The sequence below is a fragment of the Phenylobacterium sp. genome, from assembly GCF_036495085.1.
GTDB lineage: Bacteria > Pseudomonadota > Alphaproteobacteria > Caulobacterales > Caulobacteraceae > Phenylobacterium.
On sequence record NZ_DASXNL010000171.1, the window covers coordinates 25,687 to 48,497 of the forward strand.

14 protein-coding genes are annotated in these 22,811 nt (G+C 66.3%); 6 read left to right on the top strand and 8 right to left on the bottom strand.

The window, feature by feature from the left end; translation table 11 throughout:
• Positions 1-58 precede the first annotated feature (58 nt).
• Both VGI62_RS18745 and VGI62_RS18750 read right to left on the bottom strand, forming a co-directional pair.
• On the bottom strand, positions 59-2,920 hold the full coding sequence (locus VGI62_RS18745) for a TonB-dependent receptor domain-containing protein (RefSeq protein ID WP_331506075.1): 2,862 nt from the start codon (positions 2,918-2,920) through the stop codon (positions 59-61).
• A gap of 357 nt (positions 2,921-3,277) precedes the next feature.
• On the bottom strand, positions 3,278-4,009 hold the full coding sequence (locus tag VGI62_RS18750; RefSeq protein ID WP_331506076.1) for a glutathione S-transferase family protein: 732 nt from the start codon (positions 4,007-4,009) through the stop codon (positions 3,278-3,280).
• Positions 4,010-4,345: 336 nt separating this feature from the next.
• On the opposite strand from VGI62_RS18750, the gene VGI62_RS18755 reads away from it, so the two are divergent.
• Positions 4,346-5,872 carry a hypothetical protein gene (locus tag VGI62_RS18755; RefSeq protein ID WP_331506077.1) on the top strand — a complete coding sequence of 509 codons (1,527 nt, stop codon included), beginning with the start codon at positions 4,346-4,348 and terminating at the stop codon, positions 5,870-5,872.
• 14 nt (positions 5,873-5,886) lie between these two features.
• Here VGI62_RS18755 and coaD read toward each other — a convergent pair whose 3' ends face one another.
• The 3 genes from coaD to VGI62_RS18770 form a co-directional block, all read right to left on the bottom strand.
• The gene (gene coaD, locus VGI62_RS18760) at positions 5,887-6,444 is read right to left on the bottom strand and encodes a pantetheine-phosphate adenylyltransferase (RefSeq protein WP_331506078.1); all 558 of its coding nucleotides are present in this window, start codon (positions 6,442-6,444) and stop codon (positions 5,887-5,889) included.
• A 35-nt stretch (positions 6,445-6,479) separates the two neighbouring features.
• Positions 6,480-7,988, bottom strand: a complete 1,509-nt coding sequence (locus VGI62_RS18765; RefSeq protein WP_331506080.1) for an MFS transporter — start codon at positions 7,986-7,988, stop codon at positions 6,480-6,482.
• A gap of 182 nt (positions 7,989-8,170) precedes the next feature.
• Positions 8,171-10,006 carry a DUF885 domain-containing protein gene (locus VGI62_RS18770; protein ID WP_331506081.1) on the bottom strand — a complete coding sequence of 612 codons (1,836 nt, stop codon included), beginning with the start codon at positions 10,004-10,006 and terminating at the stop codon, positions 8,171-8,173.
• Positions 10,007-10,283: 277 nt separating this feature from the next.
• Here VGI62_RS18770 and VGI62_RS18775 point away from each other — a divergent pair, with 277 nt between their 5' ends.
• The 4 genes from VGI62_RS18775 to VGI62_RS18790 all read left to right on the top strand — a co-directional run bounded on the left by VGI62_RS18775 (position 10,284) and on the right by VGI62_RS18790 (position 13,753).
• On the top strand, positions 10,284-10,910 hold the full coding sequence (locus tag VGI62_RS18775; RefSeq protein WP_331506082.1) for a glutathione S-transferase family protein: 627 nt from the start codon (positions 10,284-10,286) through the stop codon (positions 10,908-10,910).
• A 2-nt stretch (positions 10,911-10,912) separates the two neighbouring features.
• Positions 10,913-11,449, top strand: a complete 537-nt coding sequence (locus VGI62_RS18780) for a DUF1697 domain-containing protein (protein ID WP_331506083.1) — start codon at positions 10,913-10,915, stop codon at positions 11,447-11,449.
• A 116-nt stretch (positions 11,450-11,565) separates the two neighbouring features.
• Positions 11,566-13,047 carry a sensor histidine kinase gene (locus VGI62_RS18785; RefSeq protein ID WP_331506084.1) on the top strand — a complete coding sequence of 494 codons (1,482 nt, stop codon included), beginning with the start codon at positions 11,566-11,568 and terminating at the stop codon, positions 13,045-13,047.
• Between the two features lie 16 nt (positions 13,048-13,063).
• Positions 13,064-13,753, top strand: coding sequence for a response regulator transcription factor (locus VGI62_RS18790; RefSeq protein ID WP_331506086.1), 690 nt, complete (start codon positions 13,064-13,066; stop codon positions 13,751-13,753).
• A 15-nt stretch (positions 13,754-13,768) separates the two neighbouring features.
• Here the strand turns inward: VGI62_RS18790 and VGI62_RS18795 are convergent, their stop codons facing one another.
• Together VGI62_RS18795 and VGI62_RS18800 are read right to left on the bottom strand one after the other, a co-directional pair.
• Positions 13,769-14,290, bottom strand: a complete 522-nt coding sequence (locus VGI62_RS18795; protein WP_331506087.1) for an acyloxyacyl hydrolase — start codon at positions 14,288-14,290, stop codon at positions 13,769-13,771.
• A gap of 103 nt (positions 14,291-14,393) precedes the next feature.
• Entirely contained in the window at positions 14,394-15,809 is a 1,416-nt protein-coding gene (locus tag VGI62_RS18800; RefSeq protein WP_331506088.1) for an amidase family protein, read from the bottom strand.
• Positions 15,810-15,979: 170 nt separating this feature from the next.
• On the opposite strand from VGI62_RS18800, the gene VGI62_RS18805 reads away from it, so the two are divergent.
• Positions 15,980-19,471 carry a TIR domain-containing protein gene (locus VGI62_RS18805; RefSeq protein ID WP_331506089.1) on the top strand — a complete coding sequence of 1,164 codons (3,492 nt, stop codon included), beginning with the start codon at positions 15,980-15,982 and terminating at the stop codon, positions 19,469-19,471.
• Here VGI62_RS18805 and VGI62_RS18810 read toward each other — a convergent pair.
• Positions 19,468-22,647 carry an NAD(P)-binding protein gene (locus tag VGI62_RS18810; protein ID WP_331506090.1) on the bottom strand — a complete coding sequence of 1,060 codons (3,180 nt, stop codon included), beginning with the start codon at positions 22,645-22,647 and terminating at the stop codon, positions 19,468-19,470. The two genes, VGI62_RS18805 and VGI62_RS18810, sit on opposite strands and share 4 nt — an antisense overlap.
• Positions 22,648-22,811 lie beyond the last annotated feature (164 nt).

Consider the following 22,811-nt stretch of genomic DNA (forward strand, 5'->3'; position numbering starts at 1 on the left):
CCGCGTCGGGGCTTCAGCGGTCAGGCGATTGCGCCTGACCCGCCTCTTGCTCCAGGCGCTATTGGCGGTAGCTGAACCGCAGGTAGAAGAACCGCCCCGGCGCGTCGTAGGCGTTCGGATCGTAGTTGTTGAGGCCGCAGCTGATGCAACCCGGCGGGTCCTTGTCGAAGAGGTTGTTCACCCCTGCGGCGATGCGGAACTGGTCGCCCAGGAAGCCCGGCGTCCAGCGGACCTGGGCGTCGAGGTAGGTCCGCGCATCGAGGCGGTTCACAGCCCCGGTCTCGTCGACCGCGGAGATGTAACGCAAGGTCCCGGTAGCCCCCCACTCGGCCCTGTCCCAATCGAGGCTGAGGTTCGACTTGGTCTTCGGGTAGGCCAGGTCGGGACTGCCGCGTTCGGTGCCCTCGCGCTTGATGTTGGTGAAGCCGGTCGAGGTCGGCTGCTTCTCGCTGAACTCCAGAAGGAACGTCGTGTAGGAACTGACGGTGAAGTGGCCGTAGGAGCTGGCCGGCGAGGTCCAGACGATGTTGAGGTCGATCGCCCGGGTCTTGATGCCGCCGATGTTGATCAGCGGGTTGGAGATCGCCGAGATCGTGCCGGAGGCGGTGCGCGTGATGGTGCCGCAGGAAAGCGGGTCGCCCGTGTTGGCGCAGCGGCTGAGCACCGTCTGGCCGTCCAGCGCCTGGATGGCGTTGTCGAGCGTCAGGTCGGTGTAGGCCAACTCGATCGAACCGCCGCTGGCCCATGAGGCGTCGCGCAGGGCCTTAGGCTGCCACACCACGCTCCAGTTCCACGACTCGCTGGTTTCCGGCTTGAGCTGCTCGTTACCGCTGGTGATCACCGGCAGCTGTGGGTTGAGCTGGGTGTAACTGCCGTTGGCCGGCACCCCGTGTGCGATACAGTTGGCGCGTACGGCGGCGCTGGCGCCGTTGGTCAGGAAGCTCGAGCAGGGGTCTGTGATTTCCTGGTCGAAGCGCGAAGCCGAGCCGAAAAGCTCGCCGATCGAGGGGGCCCTGAAGCCCTGACCCCAGGATCCGCGCACCAGCACCTCGTCGACGGGCTTCCAGTTCATGCCTGCCTTCCAGGTCGAGTCCGACCCTGAGGTCGAGTAGTCGAACCAGCGCGCGGCGACGGAGGCGTCGAGCCGATAGATGAACGGCGTATCCTTGATCACCGGAATGCGCAGCTCGCCGTAGGCTTCCTTGACCGTGATCTTGCCGCTGGCCGGCTGGGCCGGGATGTCCGCCGACAACCCTTCAGTGACGATCGGGTCAGGGCGGAAGTAGCCTTGCGTCTGGCGGTATTCCAGGCCGGCGGCGAAGGCCAACGGGCCAGCCGGCAGGGCGAAGATGTCGCCGGTAAGGTTGCCGGAGTAGTCGCTCAACTCCTGCTGGGAGGAGTCCACCTGCGTGAACCCGATGAAGGCCAGCTGGTCGGGCGTGATAGTGCCCGCCCCGCCGAAGATATTCATCGGCACGCAGGCGCCGGTGCACCCGGAGAGCGGACCCAGCGCCTGCTGCACGCGCGCGGCGTTGACGTTGCCGGTGAAGGTTTGGTTGGCCTTGTTGCGGGCCCAGACCGCGTTCGCGTCCCAGTGCCAGGTGTTCGCGCCGACGTCGAAGTCGCCTTCCAGAGTGCCGTCGACGTTAAAGGTGTCGACGGTCTGTTCGTAGTGGCGGGGGCCCGCCTCGACGAGGCGGCGGCCAACGAAGGAATAGGTGCCGTTGGTCAGCGTAAAGCCGAAGGGATTGTAGGGGTTGGTCTTGTCGATCGCCACCGTGTCCAGGAGGTTGCCGTTGCCGGCGTCGGGGCCGACGAACAGGGGCAGGGGCGCGGCCTGGTTGGCCGATTTCCGTTCCACGTAGCTGGCCTTGGCCCGCATGTGGATCTTGTCGGTCAGGTCCGAGGCGATCGAGGCGAAGAAGCTCAGCCGCTCGAGCGGGGTCTCGATGTAGTTGTAGGGCTGGAAATTGAAGCGGTCGCCGGTGGTGAACGGCTTGTAGCTGCTCCCCGGGCCGAAGGGATTGCTCGCGATATAGACCGGACGCTGCCCAGGCTGGAGCGCCTGCGTCAGCGTCATGTCGAGGTCCTGGCTGGTGTTGGGATCATGCACGATGACGCGCGCGTTGGGCGTGCCTGAGGAGCAACCGCCGGCCACGCAAGACGTGGCGTAGGGCTCTGGGAAGCGGGAGATGTCGCGGTCGCCCGCCAGCACCGGTTCCTGCTTGAAGTAGCCGCCGCCGATCACGACGCTGGTGTGCTCCTGGTTGACGCCCCAGGAGAAGTTGTAGTCCTGGCTGAAGCCGTCGCCCTCGCCGAAGCCGCCGACCTGGGCGTTGGCCTCGAACCCGTCCTGCCGCTGCTTGGTGATGATATTGACCACCCCGGCGATAGCGTCGGAGCCGTAGATCGGCGAAGCGCCCTCCTGCAGGATCTCCGTGCGGGCGATCATCGAGGTTGGGATGGTGTTCAGGTCCACAGCGCCCGGCACGCCGGAGGCTGCGGCGCCGGACACCCAGCGCAGGCCGTCGACCAGCACCAGGACGCGCCGCGAGGAAAGGTACCTGAGGTCGATCTCCGCCGACCCGGCGCCGACCCCGCCCCCATCGGGTGGATTTCCGAAATTGCCGGAGTTGTTGAACTTCGAGTTCAAGCCGCCGCCGGCGGAGGGGATCCGCTGCAGCACGTCGACGGTGGAGACGAGGCCGGTTTTGGCGACCGCCGCCTGGTCGATCTGGATGACGGGCTGGGTCTGATCGAGCGGACTGGTGCGGATGCGCGACCCGGTGACCACGACTTCGCTGACGGCGCTGCCGGCGGCGCTCGCGCCGGCGACTTCTGCGTGGGCGACCCCGAAAGAGCCGCCTGCGGCAAGGGCGCTAGCGGCAAGAAGGGCTGCGCCCTTCGTAAGGCGTTGCATGCTGTCCTCCCCCAGAACGGTCGCCCGCCGCCGGCCATTCGCCCGCGGGGCGCCGTGCAATGGCGGAGGATACCGGTGCGCCTGGTTCACCTGTCAAGCGAACCTGTAACATTCTGGCAATCCAAAGTTGACCCTACGGAAGAGCCTTCAGGGTCTCCCCCTGGTCCCTCCAAAATGGGTTATTTAACAAGAATCTACGAGAGAAACGCGCGGATGAATGGAGGGCGTCCGTAAAAGTGCGGCAACCACCAACGCCGCGGCGAGCGCGCCTTTTGTGTCGTTATGTGTCATTTCTGCCTTGGATAAGCGCCCTTCAACGGGACGTCGAATCCCACGCCCTCGCGCTCCGACCCTAGCTTACGAGACCGCGCTCGACGTGGCCTGCGCGTCCGCGGCGGCCTGCGCCGCCGCTGCGGCCTCCATCATCCGCGCGAACGTTCCGTTGCGGATCATCTCGCGGCGATCTTCGAGGCCACGGTGGAGTTCGGCCAGGGTCTTGGCGGCATGTTCGTTCTTCTGGATCGCCGCCCAGTAAGCGGCGACGTTCGCGTTTGTCGGGATCGGGCTATCGACGCCGACGGACGGCAGGACGTTCTCGACCAGGAAGAGGCCGGGCACGAGCGCGCAATCGGCCATCGTGATGCGGCCGCAGCAGGCGAAGCCGTCCTTGCCGACCAGCCTGTCCAGCGCCTTGATGTTGCGCACCACCTGACCCGCCAGCAGGTCGACGATTCCTTGATTGCGGGTGGCCGCGCGGCTCTGGGGCGACAGCATGAACATGTTGTTCATGATGTAGATGTCGCCGATGCGGGCGACCGTGCGGATATGGGCCGTCTCTCGCGGATTGGCGCCCAACATCGAGGGGGCGGGATAGATCTCTTCCAGATATTCCGCGATCACCTCGGATTCCGGCATCAGGTCGCCGTCGATATCCAACACTGGGATGCGGCCAATGGGATTGTCCTCGCGGAATTTCGGGGTCCCGAAGTGCGCGGGGCGTTCGATCGCAATGTCTGAGATGCCCTTGGCGTAGATCTGCATGCGCACGCGCGCGGAATAGGGGCTGAGATCACCGGAATAGAGTTTCATCGTGGTCGGGCGCTCCTCTGCGCTGACGGGGAGTCGACGGTGGGCGAATTGGCGTTGCGGCGCAACTCACGCGCTCAAATCCGGGGCCGTCTCTGGTCGCCTAGGGCGGGGCCGGACCTGCCGCCGTCCCCGAAATTATGGCGATCCGAATCAGGTGATCACCCGGGGATACCCACGGGTAGCATCGGAGTGCGAGCACGCCCCTCTGACGGCAATGACGTAGGTCGCACGGCTTCCCAAGGCCCCAGGCCTGCCGGGAACGCTCTTACATCGCAGCCAATCGGGGCGTCGGGGACAAGTCGAATGAGGGTCAGGGCGGGGAGAGCTAAGCCTCTGATGGCGTGGCCACGTACCGGAGCAGCGGGCGTCTGCTTTGGCCTGGGTCTGCTGGCGCTCAGCGCCCGGTCCGCCGGCGCTGAGACGACCCCTGCGGCAGACGACCAGGCTGCGGCCACCCCCGTCACCGACGCGCAGCGGCAACGCATGGAGCAGCAACTGCAGGAGTTGCTCATGATGCGGGGCGACTTCGACGCGCGCATTCGCGCGCTGGAGGTCGAACTCCACGGGAGTGCGACGCCATCGGCGGTCCCCTCGGCGGCCCCAGCGCCTGCCGTTACGCCCGAAATCCAGACGATCCCGGCGCAGCAGGCAGAGGTGAAGGCGACCCAGTGGGGAGGATTCGAGCCCGGGAAGGGACTTATCCTCATGCGGTCTGATGTTGGAGAGGTCGATCTGGGCATAGTCAGCTATTTGCGATATTTGAATCAACAAGATCTAGACAAAACCTATACAGACTCATTCGGTCGCGTTTTAAACGTTAAACCGAGGCAAGACTTCCAGTTGGCGAAAGTTCAACTTACCTTTAGAGGGTGGTTGTTCGATCCGAAATTTGGATACAATGTCTACGTATGGACATCTCAAGCGAGCCAAGGTCTAGGTGCTCAGGTTGTTGTGGCGGGAAACATCAATTGGACCTTCAGCGACGCCCTGAAAGTTTACTTCGGAATTCATTCCTTGCCGTCGACCAGATCTACGAACCGGACATTTCCGTATTGGCTTCGCAACGACAATCGGCCGATCGCCGATGAGTTCTTCCGCGGATCGTACACTCAGGGAATCTGGGCGGAGGGAAAGATTGCTACGGGCCTGGAATACCGCGTGATGGTGGCCAACAACCTAAGCGCGCTCGGCGTCAACGCCGGCCAGCTCGACACCAAGCTCAACACCTGGTCCGGCGCGCTCACCTGGATGCCGACAACGGGAGAGTTCGGCCCAGGCGCCGGCTTTGGCGACTTCGAGAGACACGAAAAGCTCGCGACCCTGTTCAGCGCTCACTACACCCGCAGCACGGAAAACCCTCAGTCCCAACCCAACACGGAATCGATCGAAAACACCCAACTCCGGCTTTCCGACGGCACCCTGCTGTTTGCCGTCAACGCCTTCAACACCCCTGGACGGATCACCGAAGCCCAGTATCAGATGATGGCGCTGGATGCGGCCGCAAAATACAAAGGATTTGCACTGGAGTTTGAATATTATACGCGGTGGCTAAATAATTTTCAGGTAGAAGGTCTCGTTCCGGTCACTCATTTGTATGACACCGGCTTCCAGTTGCAGGCCTCCGCCATGCTTCTGCCAAAGACGTTGCAACTCTACCTCTCAGGATCGCAAATATATGGCAAGTACGGCGATCCTTGGGATGTCGCGCTCGGCTTAAACTATTTCCCGTTCGAGCGCAGAGACCTCCGCGTCAATGTGATGGGCCTTTGGGTCGACCACTCGCCGGTCGGCTACACTGCCTACCCACTGCCGGTGGGCGGCAACGGCTTCACCTTCGTAACCGACTTTTCGCTGGCCTTCTGAGCCGTCCGGCGCCGCTACCCGACGCTGCGCCTTGCGCGAAACGCAGCCTGCACTGAGGGCATGACGAGCCAGGCGACATCCTCGCCCATCGCGTCCAACTCCTTTGCGGTGCTCGAAGAGACGTGCAGGAACCGCGCATCGCAAATGAAATGCACCATCGGTATCGAGGGATCGATGCGCCCGGCGACGCCGTGAAGATTGAACTCTTCGTTGAAGTCGCTGGCCTCGCGCAAACCCCTGACGATGTGGGTCGCACCAATAGTCCGGGCGTATCTGATCAAGCTCTGATTGGTGAACTCCCCGATCTCCAGTGCGCCCGCAAACAGCGAGCCGTCAGCCGGTCCCGCGTCGGCCCGGCCATCGGCCTCTGGCCAAAGTTCGACGACCGAGCGCCTGAGAAGCCTCAGGCTCTCCTCGACGCCAAACGCCCGTTGCTTGCGGACATTGGTCCCGACGGCCACGTGCACGGCGTCGAAGGTCACCAGCGCCTTGCCGATGATGTCCAGGTGGCCGCGGGTCACCGGGTCGAACGAGCCTGCGTAGAGGGCCTTGGTTCGCTCCGCCTTGCGCATGCCCTGCTTTCCTCTTGTGACGCTCGTCGATCTCCTTAGTCGCGCTCGCCGCGGTCGCTGCGCGCCTTGGACATCGCCTGCGCCAGGCCGAACGAGCCCAGCAGGTAATGGAAGGCGCCCCAGAGGCTGATGGCGTAGGCGACCAGGATGCCGTGGCGCGTACCCAGGACCAGGGCGCCCCCGCAGGCGGCCTTGGCGGCCTCGCTCGCGCCGACCGCCGCCTTACCGCCTGGACACGCAGCCTGGAACTCCGCCGGATGCGTAGACCGGAATCCGCTGATCGCGTCCCAGAGGCTTCCCGCGTGGCCGGTCGCGCCGGCCTGAGCGTAGTGGAACGCCGAAAAGTGGTCGATCACCCAGCCTGTGAAGAGAGGGCCGCCGCCGAGCGCGATCAGGTTCAGGAAGAACAGCAGGATCGCCGCAGCTGTCGCACGCTGATGGCTGGGCGCCATGTTCTGGATCACCCCGAACGTGGGCGCGAGATAGACGTAAGAGAGCACCCCCGGCAGCAGCAGGAAGATCGCGGCTAGGCGCCAGGAGCCGGCGGTGTACACACCGACGAGCGCCGGAAAGGCGAGCGTTACGCCGATCGCCGGGACAAGGGCGTACCAGCGTGGCGAAAGCCGGGACATCCGGTCGGTGAGCGGCCCACCGATCAGGGTGCCGAGCCCCTGGCTGGCGCCGGCCACCAGACCGATGATCAGGCCCACCTGCGCATAATCGAGGTGGAAGGCGCGCAGGAAATAAGGCGGCGCGAACTGGCCGCCGCCGTAGCCTGCGAACGAGACGAGGGTGATGCCAAGCACCATGTTGAGGATCGGCCACTTGCCGAAGAGCAGCTTGATCACCGCCCACATCTCGGCGAACTCGCGGCGAAGCGAATAGGCGACCGGTGCGGGAATGGCGTCGGGCTCGGAATATCCGCGTGGCGGTTCCTTGACCAGGAGCTTCAGGGAGAGCGCGATGAGGACGCCTGGCAGGCCCACGACCATGAAGGCCGCTCGCCAGCCGAGGTACTTGGCCATCAGCCCCCCGGCCACCGCCCCGATCATGGTGCCGAGCGGTATCCCGAAGCTGTAGACCGAGAGCGCAGAGGCCCGCTTCTTGGGCTCGAAATAGTCGCTGATCAACGAGTGGGCCGGCGGCGAGAGCCCCGCTTCGCCGATGCCCACCCCGAAGCGGAACGCGCCCAGCATCGCAAAGCTGGTCGCCATCCCGCAGAGCGCGGTGAAGCCCGACCAGATGACGATCGCCGTCGAGATGATGCTGACGCGGCTGTAACGCTCGGCAAGGCGGGCAATGGGAATTCCCAGCAACGTGTAGAGCAGCGCGAAATAGAGCCCGCCCAGCAAGCCAAGCTGGGTGTCGGTGATTTTCAGCGTGTCTTTGATCGGCTGGCCGAGTGTCGCGATGATCGTCCGGTCGATGAAGTTGAAGGTGTAGGCGACGACCAGCAGGAAGAGCACCAGGCGCTTGTAGCTCTCTGAGTAGGCGGGCTTGGCGGCGAGCGGGGCGCGCAAGGTCCCCACGGTGGTGTCGGTCATCTGCTGGCGTTTCCCCGAAGTCGGCCCCGCCTACCCGACAATGGGCGGCGGTGTTTGGGTCAAGGGTAGCGACGGGGCAGGGGGGTGAACAGGGGGAAGCTGCCGATAACTGGCCTTAAGGTCACGCCGGGGCCGCGACAGGGTGACGCTTCGTACGTCCTCACGGGGACAGGGGCGGCAGATCATCGTCGGGCCGCAATCCAATCGTCGACCCGATGCTCGAGCACCGTCAGGGGGAGCGAGCCGGAGCCCACGAGCAGGTCATGGAAGCCCTTGATGTCGAACTTGGGCCCGAGTTCGCGCTCGGCCTTGTGGCGCAGTTCAAGGATCTTGAGCATGCCGATCTTGTAGCCGGTGGCCTGCCCCGGCAAGGTGATGTAGCGGCGGACCTCGGAGCGCGCCTGGGCGGCAGGGCGCCGTCCCGTCGTCATCAGGTATTCGACGGCCTGGTCCTCGGTCCAACCTTCGGCGTGAATGCCGGTGTCGACGACTAGGCGAGCGGCCCGGAACAGCTCGGCGTCGAGCCGCATGAAGTCGGCGGCGGTGTCGGGGTAGACGCCCATTTCCTTGCAGAGAGCCTCGGTATAGAGCGCCCAGCCCTCGGCATAGGCGACATAGCCGTAGGCCTTGCGGAACTTCGGAGTTCCCTGCTGCCGGACCTGGATGTCGCCCTGAAGCACGTGGCCCGGGATGCCCTCGTGGCACATCAGGTTGTAGACGTCGGCCGGGTCGTCGGTCACGCCGAGGAGGTGAACGTAGACCCGGCCCGGCCGCGCGCCGTCGGGACTGGGGCCGGCCGCATGCGCAGCACCGCCTGCGACCTCGCTGAACGAGGGCTCGCGCACAACCTCGACCCGGTAGGCCGGAAGTTCGCCGAACCAGGCGGGCAGCAGGCTGCGGGTGTGGGCGATGGTCTCGTTGGCGCGGCGCAGATAGTCCGCGCGCAACTCGTCAGTCCAGGGTTGCGGCGGGAACAGGCGCGCGCGTTCGGCGTAATAGGCCTCGCGGTCCTTGAACCCGGCCTTGTGGGCGAGTGCGTCCTGCTCGGCCTCGATCCGCGCCACCTCGGAAAGCCCCGTGTGGTGGACCTGTTCCGGGGTCAGGTCGGTCGTCGTGTTGAGCCTGAGCGCAGCGGCATACCAGGCCTTGCCGTTCGGCAGCGAGATCGCGCCCACGCGGCCGCTGGGCGCCTTGGGAAGTTCGCCTTGCGCCCATTCGATGACGCGCTGGTAGGCGGGCTTGATCGCAATGAGCGAGTCCCGGGTGTCGTTCATCAGGGCCTGCGCCTCCGCCGGCGTGACCCTGCCGGCGGCCTCCAGCTTGGCGACCTTGGCCTTGGCGTCGGCCCACAGCGGTGAGTCCGGCCCGCCGTCGAACGGCGCGCCGGTGACGATCGTGCGGCTTCCGGAGATCACCCGCTCCATCTCGAAGCGCGGCGCGCGGATTCCTTCGGCGCTCGACAGCCGGCTCTCTGCGATGGCCGTATCGAGGACGGCGGGGAGCGCGCGAAGGCGCGCGCCGTAGGCCCGCATGTCGGAAGCGTCCTGCACCACGTGAGTGTTGATCAGGAAGTTCGGCAGCTCGGAATGGACCGAATAGAGGAACGAGTAGAAGGGCGGCTGGTCGCGGCGGAAGCGGTAAGTCAGCTCCGCACGGTCGAGCTCAAGCGCCCAGATGTCGTAGCTGGCCTGCGCTGCGGGCGAGAGCTTGGCGCGGTCGAACTGCGCCTTCATCCGCGCCACGCTGGCGCGGCGCCATTCAAGGCGCTTCAGGAGGCCGGCAGAGCTGATGTCGTCGAGTTGGTCTTCGCCGTCCTTGAGGCCGAGTCGGGTGGCAAGTTGAGGCCGGAGCTTGAGCTCCTGGGCGAACTCGGCGTCCAGGAAGGCGGTGAAGCGAGCATCTTCATTGGCGGCCGTGGATTGCGGCAGAGCCGGCGCAGCAATGGCCACGGGGCCAAAAGCCTGAAAGGCAAGAAAGGACGTCGCCGCGAGCGCCGCAGCCCTCAATATCGTACGCATGAAATCCCCCGATCCAACTGGCCTCAACCTAGTCCGGCTCGTGCGTGACGCGAAGCCTGAAGGCGCTTCGGGCGGATCGAAGTCCTCCTACACGACTGTCAGGGCCCCGGAGCTTGGATCCTCCCGGGGCCGCAGTTACGACTTGAGGTGGTGTTGATGCTCGACCTTGGGTGGTGGCGCGCGAGATGTGGACTTGAAAGCCGGTCCGGCCTAGGCCCTTTCGTCGGAGGTCTCGGCTGCGTTTCCCGAGTGCTGCAACCGGCGAGGAGCTTACCCGATGGAACTGGTGATCGGCACCAAAGCCTGGTCAACGTGGTCGATGCGGCCGTGGCTGGCGTTGAAGAAGACCGGCGCCCAGTTCGACGAGACGCTGATCCAGTTGCGCCAGGCGGACGGTCTGACCGAGGCCAAGATCCTGCCGCACTCGCCGAGCGGACTGGTGCCGGCGTTGAAGGACGGCGATGTCGTGATCTCCGACTCGCTCGCGATCTGCGAATACCTGGCGGAGAGATTTCCCAAGGCGGGCCTGTGGCCGGCGGACAGGGAGGCGCGAGCCTATGCGCGTTCGGCGGCGGCGGAAATGCATTCAGGGTTTGCGTCGCTGCGCGGCGAGTGCCCTATGGACCTGATGCGCGAGCCTCACGTGACCACGCTCTCGGAGGCGACGCACAAGGACATCCGCCGGATCGTGGCCCTTTGGAACGCGATGCTCTCGCGATTCGGCGGCCCGTGGCTGGGCGGGACGGAGTGGGGTATCGCTGATGCCTTCTTCACGCCGGTGGCGACGCGATTTCGCACCTATGGCGTGAAGCTTTCGGACTTCGGCGACACCGGGCCGGCAGGCGTCTACGCCGAGCGGCTGCTGGAGCGGCCGGAGTTCCTGGCCTGGCAGGCGGACCTCTGAGAATGCAGCGGGTCGGGTTGTTCCTGCGGGCGGTCAATCTGGCCGGCTGTCGGTTGACCTCGGCCGACTTCAAGCGGGCGCTGGCCGCGGCGGGATATCCGGACGCCCTGACGCTGCTCGCCACCGGCAATGCAGTGATCTCAGCCCATTCGGCCGACACAGAACTGGAGGCCGCCATAGCGGCAGGGCTCGAATCCACGCTGGGCCAAACCACCGAGGTATACGCGCGCGACGGGGCCGAGCTTGCCGCCGTTATGGCGGCCAACCCTTTCGCGGCGATGACGAGGGACAATCCCAGCCACATGCTGGTCGTGTTCCTGAGGGGCGATCCGGGCGCGCCGGAGGTCCAGGCGTTGCGCGGCCGGATCAAGGGCCGGGAGGAAGTCGCCCCAGGTCCCGGATGTCTGTACGCGACCTATCCGGACGGCATCGGCGAGAGCAGGCTCACGGCGGCGATGATCGAGCGAGCCCTGAGCTTGCGTGGGACGGCGCGGAACTGGAACACGGTCCGGCGGATGGCGGAGCTGATCTCTTCATAACCTTCGCATAGTTGGCCCAGCCGCGGCCGCGCTGCAGTCTAGCCTTGCCAGCGGCGTCGAATGCCGCCGAATGGGCGCGCCCAAAGCCCCATCTAAGTTTTTCGCGAGCCTCAGCCTTGTCCCGCCGCCTGCCATCGTCATCGAGCTGGATCGACCGGCAGGGCGCAATCGGCCGTTACGCCGTCGCTCTCGGCGTCGTGGCTGTCGCCTGGGCGCTAGCCGAAGTGCTGCACAAGCTGACGGGTTCGCCGCGGATCGCCGGCGTCTTCTTGGTCGGCGTGCTGGTGACCTCCTACCTGGTCGGTTCGGGGCCAGGCTACCTCGCCGCGATCATCTCCTTCGTCATCTACAACTGGTACATCTCGGCGACGTTCAACCTCGCCCACTACACGGCCGAGGACGCGCTGGTTCTGCTCACCTTCCCAGTGGTCGCCGTGCTCATGGGCAATCTGACCGGGCGGGTGCGCGACCAGGCCAAACGAGCCAAGGCGCGCGCGCTGGCGACCGCGGTTCTGTTCGAGGGCACCCGCGAATTTTCGGTGTCCGATGATCCGACCCTGATCCGCGCCAGACTCGCCGACCATCTGGCGGCGGCCGCCGGCGGACGGGCCTTCGTGCTGGATGGCGAGGTGATGAACCTGGCCGGCGGCGGCGAAGCGCCCCCGCCCATGGTGCTCTCGGCGGCGCGCGCGCTGGCGGCGGAAGGCGCGGAGGAGCCGGGCACCGTCGAGGCGGCAGGTTGGCGGCTGCGGGCCATGATCGGCGGAGCCGTGGCGGGATGGCGGGCGGACCCGCCGCTGGGGGCGGACGAGGAGAGCCTGCTTCAAATCCTGACCGATGCCGGGGCCGCGGCGACGGCGCGTGCCCAATTGGCGGTGGCCAAGGCCGACGCTGACGCCCGTTCGCGTACAGACGACCTTCGCAACGCCCTGCTGTCATCCATATCCCATGACTTGCGCACCCCCCTGGCCGCCGTGCTGGCCTCGGCCAGCTCGCTGCAGGAGTTCGGTGATCAGTTCGACGCCAAGACCCGCAGTGACCTGATCGCAACCATCCAGGAGGAGACCGAACGGCTGAACGCCTTCGTGACCAACTTGCTGAATATGACGCGACTGGAGAGCGGTGCGCTCGACGTCGACAGTGAGGCTTTCGACCTGGCCGAAGTGGTCGACCGCACGCGCCGGCGCTTTGAGCGCCTGCGCGGCAAGCGGCGGATCGTCTGCGCGCTGGGCGACGGGGCGGGTGTGGCGATGGGAGACCCGGTGCTCTTCGAGGTCGCCTTGGGCAATGTACTGGAAAACGCCGTGCGCTATAGCCCTGACGGGGGAACGATCTCGTTGGTCAGCTTCCCGCAGGAGGACAAGGTCGTGGTGCAGGTGGCCGACGAGGGGCCGGGCGTGGCCCAGGCCGAGCTCGGCAAGCTGTTCGACAAGTTCTACCGCGGTTCGGCCGCCAAGCGGACGCCCGGCACCGGCCTGGGACTTTCCATCGTGCGTGGGGTGATGCAGGGCATGGGCGGTCAGGCGAGCGTGGCGCTGCGCTCTGATGCCCCGAGCGGGCTGGTTATGTCGTTGGTGCTCCCAGCGGCGAAAGGGTGACGAGGGACGCGTTATGATGGGGTCGGACAGGCTGCTGATCGTCGACGACGAGCCGCAGATCGTGCGTGCGTTGACGCCGGCGCTGGCCGCGGCGGGATTCTCGGTGACCGCGGCGGAAAACGGTGAAGCTGCGCTGGCGCAGCTGGCCGGGGAACCAAGCGAGGTGGTGATCCTCGATCTTGGCCTGCCGGACATCGACGGCAAGGAGGTGATTCAGCGAATCCGCGAGTGGTCCGACGCCCCGATCATCGTGCTCTCAGCGCGCGATCTCGAGAGCGAGAAGATCGCCGCGCTGGACCTTGGCGCGGACGACTTCGTCAACAAGCCGGTTGGGGTGGGCGAGCTGCTCGCGCGGATCCGGGCGGTGTTGCGCGGGCGCGAAAGGCGCTTCTCGGCGCAGCCCAAGTTCCAATTCGGGGGGCTCGAGATCAACTTCCCGGCCCGGCGCGTGCTGGTCGAGGGCGAGGAGGTCAGGCTGACGCCGCGCGAATACCAACTCCTTCGCATCCTGGCCGGTCATGCCGGGCAGGTGGTCACCCATCGTCAGATCATTACCGCCGTCTGGGGCATGGACACCAACGCCGACGCCCAGTTCGTCCGTGTGCTGATGGCTCAGTTGCGCCAGAAGCTGGAGGCCAACCCCGCAAGTCCGGAGCTATTGCTCACGGAACCGGGGATTGGTTACCGGCTGAGCTTCGAGGAATGAGGGGCGCAGCGCAGGTCAGAACCTGATGGAAAGCCGCAGGCCCACGTCATCCAGTCCGGGGTTCTGACGGCCGGCCAGCTGGCCATGGCTCAAATGCACGTAGGAGCCTTCCACCGACGTGCGCGGGTTTATCTGCCAGCCCAGTCCCAGTTCAAGCTCGGCCAGGACGCGGGAGCCCAGGTTGAGGGTGTCGCCTTCCTGAAACTTGTGCACTTCCCCATCCTGGATCGCCAGGCCCACCCCGGGGCGCAGGAACAGGCGATCGCCGAAGCGCCAGGAAAGTCCGGCCGCCGCGTAGTTCACCCCGCCCGCGGTGTTGGCCGCGGCGAACCCATAGGCGCTGGGGCTCCCTACGACCCGGAGCGAGCTTAGCGGATCGCTCCGGTAGCCGGCAGCGATTTGCGCGCCGTCCTCGTAGCCTCCGAGCGCGAAGACGTGCACGTCATGCGCGTAAGCTCCGACGAAGGCCTCCCCTGCCACGGCCGCAGTCGCGGACAGCGCAAGGGCTGACGACAATCCCAAGAGACCTGGACGCATGAATTCCTCCCCCACCCCAACGCACCCGGTTGGTCACAAGCTCCGCCGCCACAAGAGACAGTCGCTTTTTCCGATGAACGACCTGAGCGTCTGAAGCCCCCGCCTAGCGCGCCCACAGGGTGTGGGCCAGGACGCCCACGCGGGCCTCGATCGCTGCGGCGGCGTCGAGGCAGAGGTCTTCGCGGTAGCGAGAGCCGATCACTTGGACGCCGACGGGGTGGCCGCCTGCGAGCCCCACCGGCGCGACGGCGACGGGAAGCCCCAGGAGGCTGATTGCCGATACGAACCGGGTGTCGTTCCAGAAGAAGGCCCGGACCGCCTCGTCGCCGCCGAGGTCGGCATTCACCCCCGGCGTTCGCCTGACTGAGACCGGGGCCAGCACCAGCGGGTAGCTCTCGAGGAACAGTAGCCATTCGCGCAGCAATCGGGAGCGGTGGGCGATGGCCTTCATGTAGCCCTCGCCATCGAGGATCGTGGCCAGAGCCAGGAGGCCGTCGAGCGAGTGATTGAAGTCCGGGCTGCCGAGCTCGCGCATCTGGCCGGCCTGGAGGGTGGAGATCTCGGTCGAAATCAGGTCGCACCAAAGCTGCCACGTCGCCGAGACATCGGGCGGAGCGACTTCGCTCACCTCATATCCTGCGTCGGCGAGATGATCTGCCCCCTTGCCGAGAAGGGCCATGACCTCGGGGTCGGTCTGCATGTCCGAGGGGAGCTTGGCCACCGCGACCTTGATCGGCCTTGCTGGCGGCGGGCCGACCAGGGGGGCGGGGACCCACCAGGTGTCGCGCGGATCGCGGCGGCTCATGACCTCGAGCGCCAGGCGCACATCGGCCACCTCGCGGGCGATTGGGCCCTGTGTCGACATTAACTGCGCCATCATCGGGCGCTCGACGGCCGCGCTCGGATTGAAGGCCGGGATCCGCCCTTGCGTCGGCTTTATGGTGGCGACGCCGTTGAAGGCGGCCGGGCAGCGTAGCGAGCCGCCGATGTCGTTGCCGTGGGCGATAGTCCCGATCCCCGAGGCGATGGAAGCGGCCGCGCCACCGGACGAGCCGCCGCAGGTCACGGTGTTGTCCCAGGGATTAAGTGTCAGGCCATGCAGCGGGTTGTCGGTGAAGCCGCGCAGGGAGAATTCGGGCGTGTTGGTCAGCCCAAGGATGATAGCGCCGGCCTGCTTGAAATTGGCGGTGACCGGAGAGTCGGCAGGCGCGATGTTGTCGCGCAAGGCCACAACGCCGTTGGAGTTGGCCTGCCCCTCGACGTCGATGTTGATCTTGATCGTGACTGGGACCCCGTGCAGCGCGCCGAGCTCGGCGCCTTGCGCGCGGGCGCGGTCGGCCGCCCGCGCCGCCTCGAGGGCGGGTCCGCTAAGGTCGATGACAACGGCGTTGATGGCCGGATTGGCCGCACGCATACGCTCGACATGCGCCCCTACGACCTCTTCTGAGGAAATTTCGCCTGCTTTGAGCGCATCGGCCGTCTGAACGGCGGACCACTGCCATATCGCTGCTGCAGCCACCGATATGCTCCCGACGATTGCTCTTGCCCGCAAGAGGGGCTGGGGCCAACTTGCCGATGGGCGGCCATGGCGGCAAGGCGCGACAGCGGCTCGACTCGTCGGCAGGAAGCCTTGAGCGTGGTGGGTCGTCGCTGGGATCGATCCGGGTCGGGCGAACAAGGCGGCCGGTAGTGTCCTGGCGCCACCTGGGTGGTGCGCGCATCTGGTTTGGGGGCGGCGTGACAGGCACGAAGATTTTCGTCTCCTACGCAAGGCCCACAGCCGACCGGGCCAGGATGGTCGCGCGCGCATTGGAAGGCGACGGGTGCGACGTCTGGATCGATGACCGCCTTTTGGCGCACCGCTCGTTCACCGACGCCATAGAAGAAGCGCTCGAGGCCGCCGGCGCGGTCCTGGTCCTGTGGTCGGCAGAAGCGGTGAAGTCCGACTGGGTGCGCGCCGAAGCCTCACGGGCCCGCGAAATGGGCAAGCTCGTCCAGGTCCGGCTCGATGGTTGCTCGCTTCCTTTGCCCTACGACCAGATCCACTGCATCGACCTTTCGTCGTGGTCAGGCGATGCCGAGGCGGCGGAGTGGCGCTCGGTGAGGGCCAGCTACGCGGCGGTCACCGGACACCGGCCGTGGCCTGGGGCGGCCAAGCCTTCCGACGCGCCCGGCCAAAGAACGGTGTCCGAACGCAGGCAGATCACTACGCTTTTCTGTCGGACCGCAGACTCGACGTCGCTCTCCAGCCGGCTTGACCCGGAAGACCTGATGCTGGTCGTCGAGGCTTATGGCCGGCTTTGCGAGGAGGTCATCCCGCGATTTGGCGGAACGGTGGCGAAGCGCCTGGACCACGGCGTGCTCGCCCACTTCGGCTGGCCGCGGGCGCACGAGGAGGAGGGAGCCAATGCGGTGCGCGCCGGCCTGGCCCTTTGCCGCGAAGCCGTCGATATCGATCTTCCGGCAGACCTGCGCGTCGGGGTTCAGGTTGGGATCGCGACCGGGCTCGTTGTGGTCGGAGAAACGGCTGGCGGGACGCGTGAGCCGAACATCGTGGGCGAGTCGCCGCACCTTGCGACCCAGCTCGCCTCGCTTGCGCCGGTCAACGGCGTCCTGGTCGCCGAAGCGACGCAACGGATCACCGACGGCATGTTCGACTTCCGGGACATGGGCGCGGTGACACCACAGGACGGCGCACGGCCGGTCGGGGCGTTCGAGGTCGTCGACGCAATCCACGTCGCCAGCCGCTCGCAGGCCCGCGCCCGGGACGATGCGGCGGCGCTGTTCGGGCGGGCGGGCGACCTCGCATCGCTGAGGGACAGTTGGGCGAGCGCTCAGGTTGGCGCGGGCCAGGTTGTGCTGGTCGAGGGCGAGGCCGGGATCGGCAAGTCGGTCCTGGTCGCAGCCTTCCAGCAAACCGCGCCCGGCGCCGAGACCGCGATGACCTGGAATTGCGGGTCGGCCAATAGCGCGTTGCCGCTTCGCCCAGTGGCCGAGGCGCTTGAGCGCGAGGCCGGATTCGAAAGGCGCGACGGCCTTGAGGTCCGGCGCGAGAAGCTGGCGCGCTGGCTGGTCGTATCGAACGTCGATGACCCGCACGCGCCGGAGGTGCTCAGCGATCTTCTTGGCATCTCGGACGTCGACGCGCAGGCCGGTGGCCGACCTGACGCCGACCGTCGCCGGGCGATGACCATCGACCTGCTGCTCTCGATCATGGCGCGGCGGGGAGCCGAAGGACCAGCGCTGTTCGTCGTCGAGGATCTGCACTGGGCCGACCCGACGACGCTCGATCTGCTCGATCGGGCCGTGCGGCGCGCAGCTGACCAGCGCTGGCTGATCGTCGCCACGGCACGTCCGGAGTTCAAGTGCGGCTGGTCCGAACATTCTGACGTCACCCACATCCGCCTGGGCCTGCTCGATCGTGCCGATGCGCAGCGGATCTGTGGCGCCATCGATACAGAGGAACAGCTGCCGGCCGAGATCGTCCGGCAGATCCTGGCTCGCGGCGATGGGGTCCCACTATTCATCGAGGAGATCACTAAGTCGGTGCTCGAGGCGCTGGCCGACGCCGGCGGCGCGCAGGGCGCCGAGCAACTGCCGATCCCCAGCACGCTGCAGGACTCGCTGATCGCCCGCCTCGATCGCCTGGGAGCGGCCAAGCAGGTGGCCCGGGTGGGCGCAGCGATCGGACGACGCTTTTCCTACGAGCTGATCGCCGCCGTCGCCGAGCAGTCGCAAGCCGATTTGCGACAGGCGCTGCGCGATCTCGTCAAGTCGGGCCTGGTGGACAGCAGCGGTGTCCCGCCCCAAAGCCAGTATGTCTTCAGGCAGGCGCTGATCTGCGACGCGGCCTACGACTCCTTGCCCAAGCGTCAGCGCGAGGCGCTGCATGGCCGCATCGCCGCGGCCCTGCGCAGCGAAGTCGCGGATATCGAGATGCTCGATCCCGGGCTCCTGGCGCACCACCTCGCTCGCGCAGGCGCAATCGCCGAGGCCATACCGCTGTGGGCTCAGGCGGGCGCCCAGGCAGCGGCCAAAGCTGCGCACTTCGAGGCGGTCGACTATCTGCAGCGAGCCCTCACTCATTTGCGCAGCTCACCTCGCGATCCCGCCGACGTGGCGATCGAGCTGCAGCTTCTGATCGGCCTGGCTGTAAGCCTTGCGGCCGCGCGCGGATACTCGGCTCCCGAGGTCGGCATGGTGCTGGGCCAGGCGCGCACGATCTGCGACGCGCTCGGCAATGTCGCGGGACTGTTCGCCGTGCTCCGCGGCATCTGCGCCTTCTCCATCGTCGCCGGAGACCTGGAAACCGCCGAGCAGCTTGCGCGCCGTTGCCACGAGATCGGCCTGGAGACCCTGGAGCCGGTCCACCGCATCGAAGGCGAGTGCGCGCTGGGCTATGTGCTCTGGGCCAAGGGGCGATTGGCCGAGGCGCGCAAGCATCTCGAAGCCTCAGTGCAGCTCTACGTCGACAATGACGGCTCGCAGCTGCCTCCGGTTACGCCGCAGGACCCGCTGATCCAGTGCCTGGGACCGTTACAGGAGCTCTACTATGCGATGGGCGAGGACGCCGCGGCGGATCGTGCCTCACGCCGGCTCCTTGCTCATGCGCGCCTGCTCGACCGCACATTCAGCCATGCCTATGGGCTCTTCTGGTACGCCTACCATGCGATTTCCATCGGCGAGTTCGCCACGGCGCTCACTTTCGCTGAGGAGGCGGTCGGACTCTGTGACAGGCAGGGCTACATTGCGGTGGCCCCGCATGCCTCGTTCATGCGCGACCTCGCTATCGGCTGCCTGGGAAATCCTGCTGAGGCGCTTGAAATGGTGCTGCGCGACGTCGCCGAGCTTAACCGGCAAGGGCAGCTCCACACTCTGGGATACAAGCAAGGAGCCGTGGCGTCGCTTCACGCGGATCTGGGCGATTTGGCCGCCGCAATGCGGTCGATCGATCAGGCCATCGAGACCATCGAGCGCTCGGGCGAGCTCTTTTGGCTGTCGCCGATCCACCGGCGGCGGGCCGAGATTCTGGAGCGCCTTGCGGACAGCGATCCGGAAGAGGTCGATAGGTCCCTCAATGCCGCTATCACGCTCGCCCAAGCGCAAGGCGCCCAAAGGTTCGTGGAGCTAGCCGAGGGGCAACGCGCCGCCAGGGCGGCGCCGGCGGCTGCCGGAGGCTAGAACTCGCTCGCGAGGCCGACGGTGAAGTCGACGTTCGCCCAGAGGCCGATATCGGTGGAGAGCACGAGTTTGCCGTCGGTAGGCGAGCCCAGGCCGAGTTCCCGGACGAACGGCAGGCTGTCGGTATGGGTGAGGTCGAGCTGCCATTGGCCAGTCAGAAGCCCCCCGCGGTGCACCTGGTCGACGATAAGCGCGCCCGTCAGTGTCTTCTGGTAACAGGCATCGCTGGAGCTATCGGCCGCGCGGAACTGCTTGAGGAAGAACACCGGCGCCGGCAGGCCGCCCGAGCCCGGCACAAACGGATGGTCGCCATGCATCTGCTCCAGCGCCGCGAGCATGCCGGGGTGGGCGACCTTGGCGACCGCCTTGAAGATCTCGAACGCGACCCCGTTGAGGCCGGTGAAACGGATGTCCGTGCCCTGCATGCTGAAGATCTGCGTAAGGGCGGCCTTGGCGGCTGGGGCGAACTTCTCGATGACGACGGCCGAGGCCTGGAACGGGCCGTTCGAGGGTGGTTCGCCCGGGACGCTGGTCTGGGCTGAATACTTCGGGAAGCCCCAGATCTCGCGGCCCGAGGCCGAGGTATAGTCGTTATTCACGAGCAGGCAGGCGGGAACCCAGGCGATCGAGCTGGGGATGAGGTCCCCCATGTCGTAGGCGCCGACGAGGATCCAGAAGCCCATGTCGGTCTCCGACATCGAACCCTCGAGCGAATAGGGCGGCGTGCCGGGGCTGAGCTGGGCGCAGTCCACAACCGCGAAGAAAGCCATGTCGATAAGCGGCCGGAAGCGGCGGCGTCCGGCGACCTTGTTGAACGAGCGGTCGAGGAAGCGCTGCAGGGCGGCGTGGTCGGCCTTGAAGCCCCAGCTGTAGACCTGCGCCCCCTGGCACACCGAAGGCGGCGGCGGAAGCGCGGTCCAGCCGCCGAAGTTCACGAACTGCGGTTGGACGAACAATGTGTTGCTGGAGACGATCGGGATGTCGACACCCGAAAGCGCTGCGGCCGCCGCAAGACCCGACATGCAGGCCACCTCGACGCAGCCGGCGTTGACGTCCGGGACCTTCGTCCAGTCCCCCGCCAGGTAGAGGTTGTCGAAGCCCGACAGGCCGGGCTCCATTCGATGGCCGAGGGTCCCCGGCAGGCTGAGCACGTAGCGCTCGCTCGGGTTGATGTTGGCTTGCCAGAACTGCTCATCGAAGCGCGCCGGGCCGGAAAGGTCGCTCGACGCGTGCAGCAGTTGCCACTGGAAGTCGCCGCTGATCTCGATGTTGGGCCAAAGGGTCGAGAGCGACGAAGCCATCCAACTCAGGGCGTTCTGCTTGACCACCGCATCGGCGGCCGCCTGCTGATTGGGCGCGGCGTTGTCGGGCATGGTCGAGCAGAAGTAGGCGATGGACTTCGGCCCGATCGCCGGCGTCGGCCAGGCTTCGGCGGCAAGCAGCTGCGACATGTCCGAATAGGTGTCGAACGGCTTCAGGTAGCCGGTCGCGATCGGGCCCATCATCGGGGCGGAGGGGGGCGCAGGGGGCGTCGAGGTTGTCGGCGGGATGATCGGCGGCGGGATGATCGGCCAGAAGACGCCCGGCGGCGTCGGCGGCACGACGTAGGGTCCGCCAAGCGCTGGCAGGTCGCAGTCGAGCCACATCTGGAAGGCTTGCGTCCGGGTGGTCGCCAGGCTGGCAAGCATGTCCGCCCACGCAGGGCTTACCGCTGCGAGCGGGGCGCAGAGCTCTGCGAGCGAACCTACCGAAATGCCAAGGATGACCTCGTCAAAGTCGACGCCGCGGGTCAGGGTCAGCTTCGCGGCAGGCGGTGGCAATGGGTCCAGGACGTCTTCGAAGTCGACGCCCTCAGCGCCCAGCTTCTCGCCCCCCAGCAACATTTCCCATTTCGGTTGTGCAGGCCAGGTCGGCAGGCCGTTCACCTCCACCAGCGGCTCGTAGGCCGGCATCCCGAGCGCCACCGCGACCTGCTCGTTCATGGTGATCGTCCCGACGTTGAAGCCGTCGGTTGTCGGCTGCAGGCCGGTGACCTGATGGAAGAACTTGAAAATCACGCCGCGTCGTTGGAGCACCTGATAAAGCGGGGTGAAGATGGTGTCGCCCATCCCCGCCGTAGCCTTGAAGAAAAAGCCGCCCTTGTAGGTCAGGAAGAGCCGCAGGATTCCCTGGACCGCCGAGCAGGCTGACAGTACGGGCTGTTCGCCCTCGAGGTAGGCGAAGGTGTAGTCGTAGAGCGAAGAGACCAGCGCGTTGTCCACGGCAGGGTCGAGGGGGCCCGTCAATTCCAGGAACTGTCGGAACTCGTACTTGTCGAGCACGTGCAGGCCCTGCTGGAAGCAGTGGTTGATCAGCACGCCGAGGCCGATCCGCGTTCCGAAGCTCAGCATGATCAGATAGCGCCGGAACTCGGTGAAGGGGCCTGACGAGCCCAGGCGATCCTCGACGAGATCTTTGAAAGCGCTCACCACGGCGATCAAAGCGTCGTGGGTGTCTTCGCTGAAGCCGCCCTGGCTGGCGGCGATGTCAGCAGCGAGCCCTTGGGCGATGGCCAGCAGCGGGTGGCCTGTCGTCGCCGGTGTGGAGGTCGAGATCGCGGCCTTCACACGTGGCGGCATCGCGGCGATTTTGGATGCCGTCTCGGCCGGCGGATCGCCGCCCCAGTCGTGCGCGTAATATTCGAAGTTATAGGCGAGCGCGGCGATCCCGCGGCTGATCAGGGTCGGCAGTGACGGCAGGACCGAGTCCGGTGGCGACAAGAGATTATCGCGCCCTGGATAGACGGTCGGGTCCGGGTCAGGCTGGAACCACACCGGCCAGGGTAGCCATTGGTTGTCGTACTGCTCGACCAGGAAGATCTGATCCTGCCGTTCGAACGTCGTCTCGATGGTCGCCTGCGGGGAGCCGGCAGGACGGTTAAGCGCGAGGAGCGCGCTTCGCAGCACGGTGAAGGCGTTCTCGTAGAAGCCGGCCCAGATGTGCAGACCATGCTCTTCGATCCGCTGGCCATAGAGCTGATTGCGTCCGCTCGCCGTCTTGCCGCCGAGCCGCCAGCCCAGTTGATAAAGGGTGATCTCATACGTCTCGCCGTTCGGGTCGACTTCGCTCAGGGCGTAGGCTGCGCTTAGCGCTCCCACCCCGCCGCCCAGGATCGCAACCTTCACCTTGTCCGCCATCTGCGCCCCCGACCCATCGCGGCGACATTCGCCCGGACATCCCGGTTATCACATCTCCGAGTTCGACGAACCTGTTGCGACTGCACGGTAATCGTCGCTGCTGCGAGTCGCTGCCGTCGCGAAAAAACCGGAGTCCCGGCCGAGCGCGGGTGAACCAAGCCCTG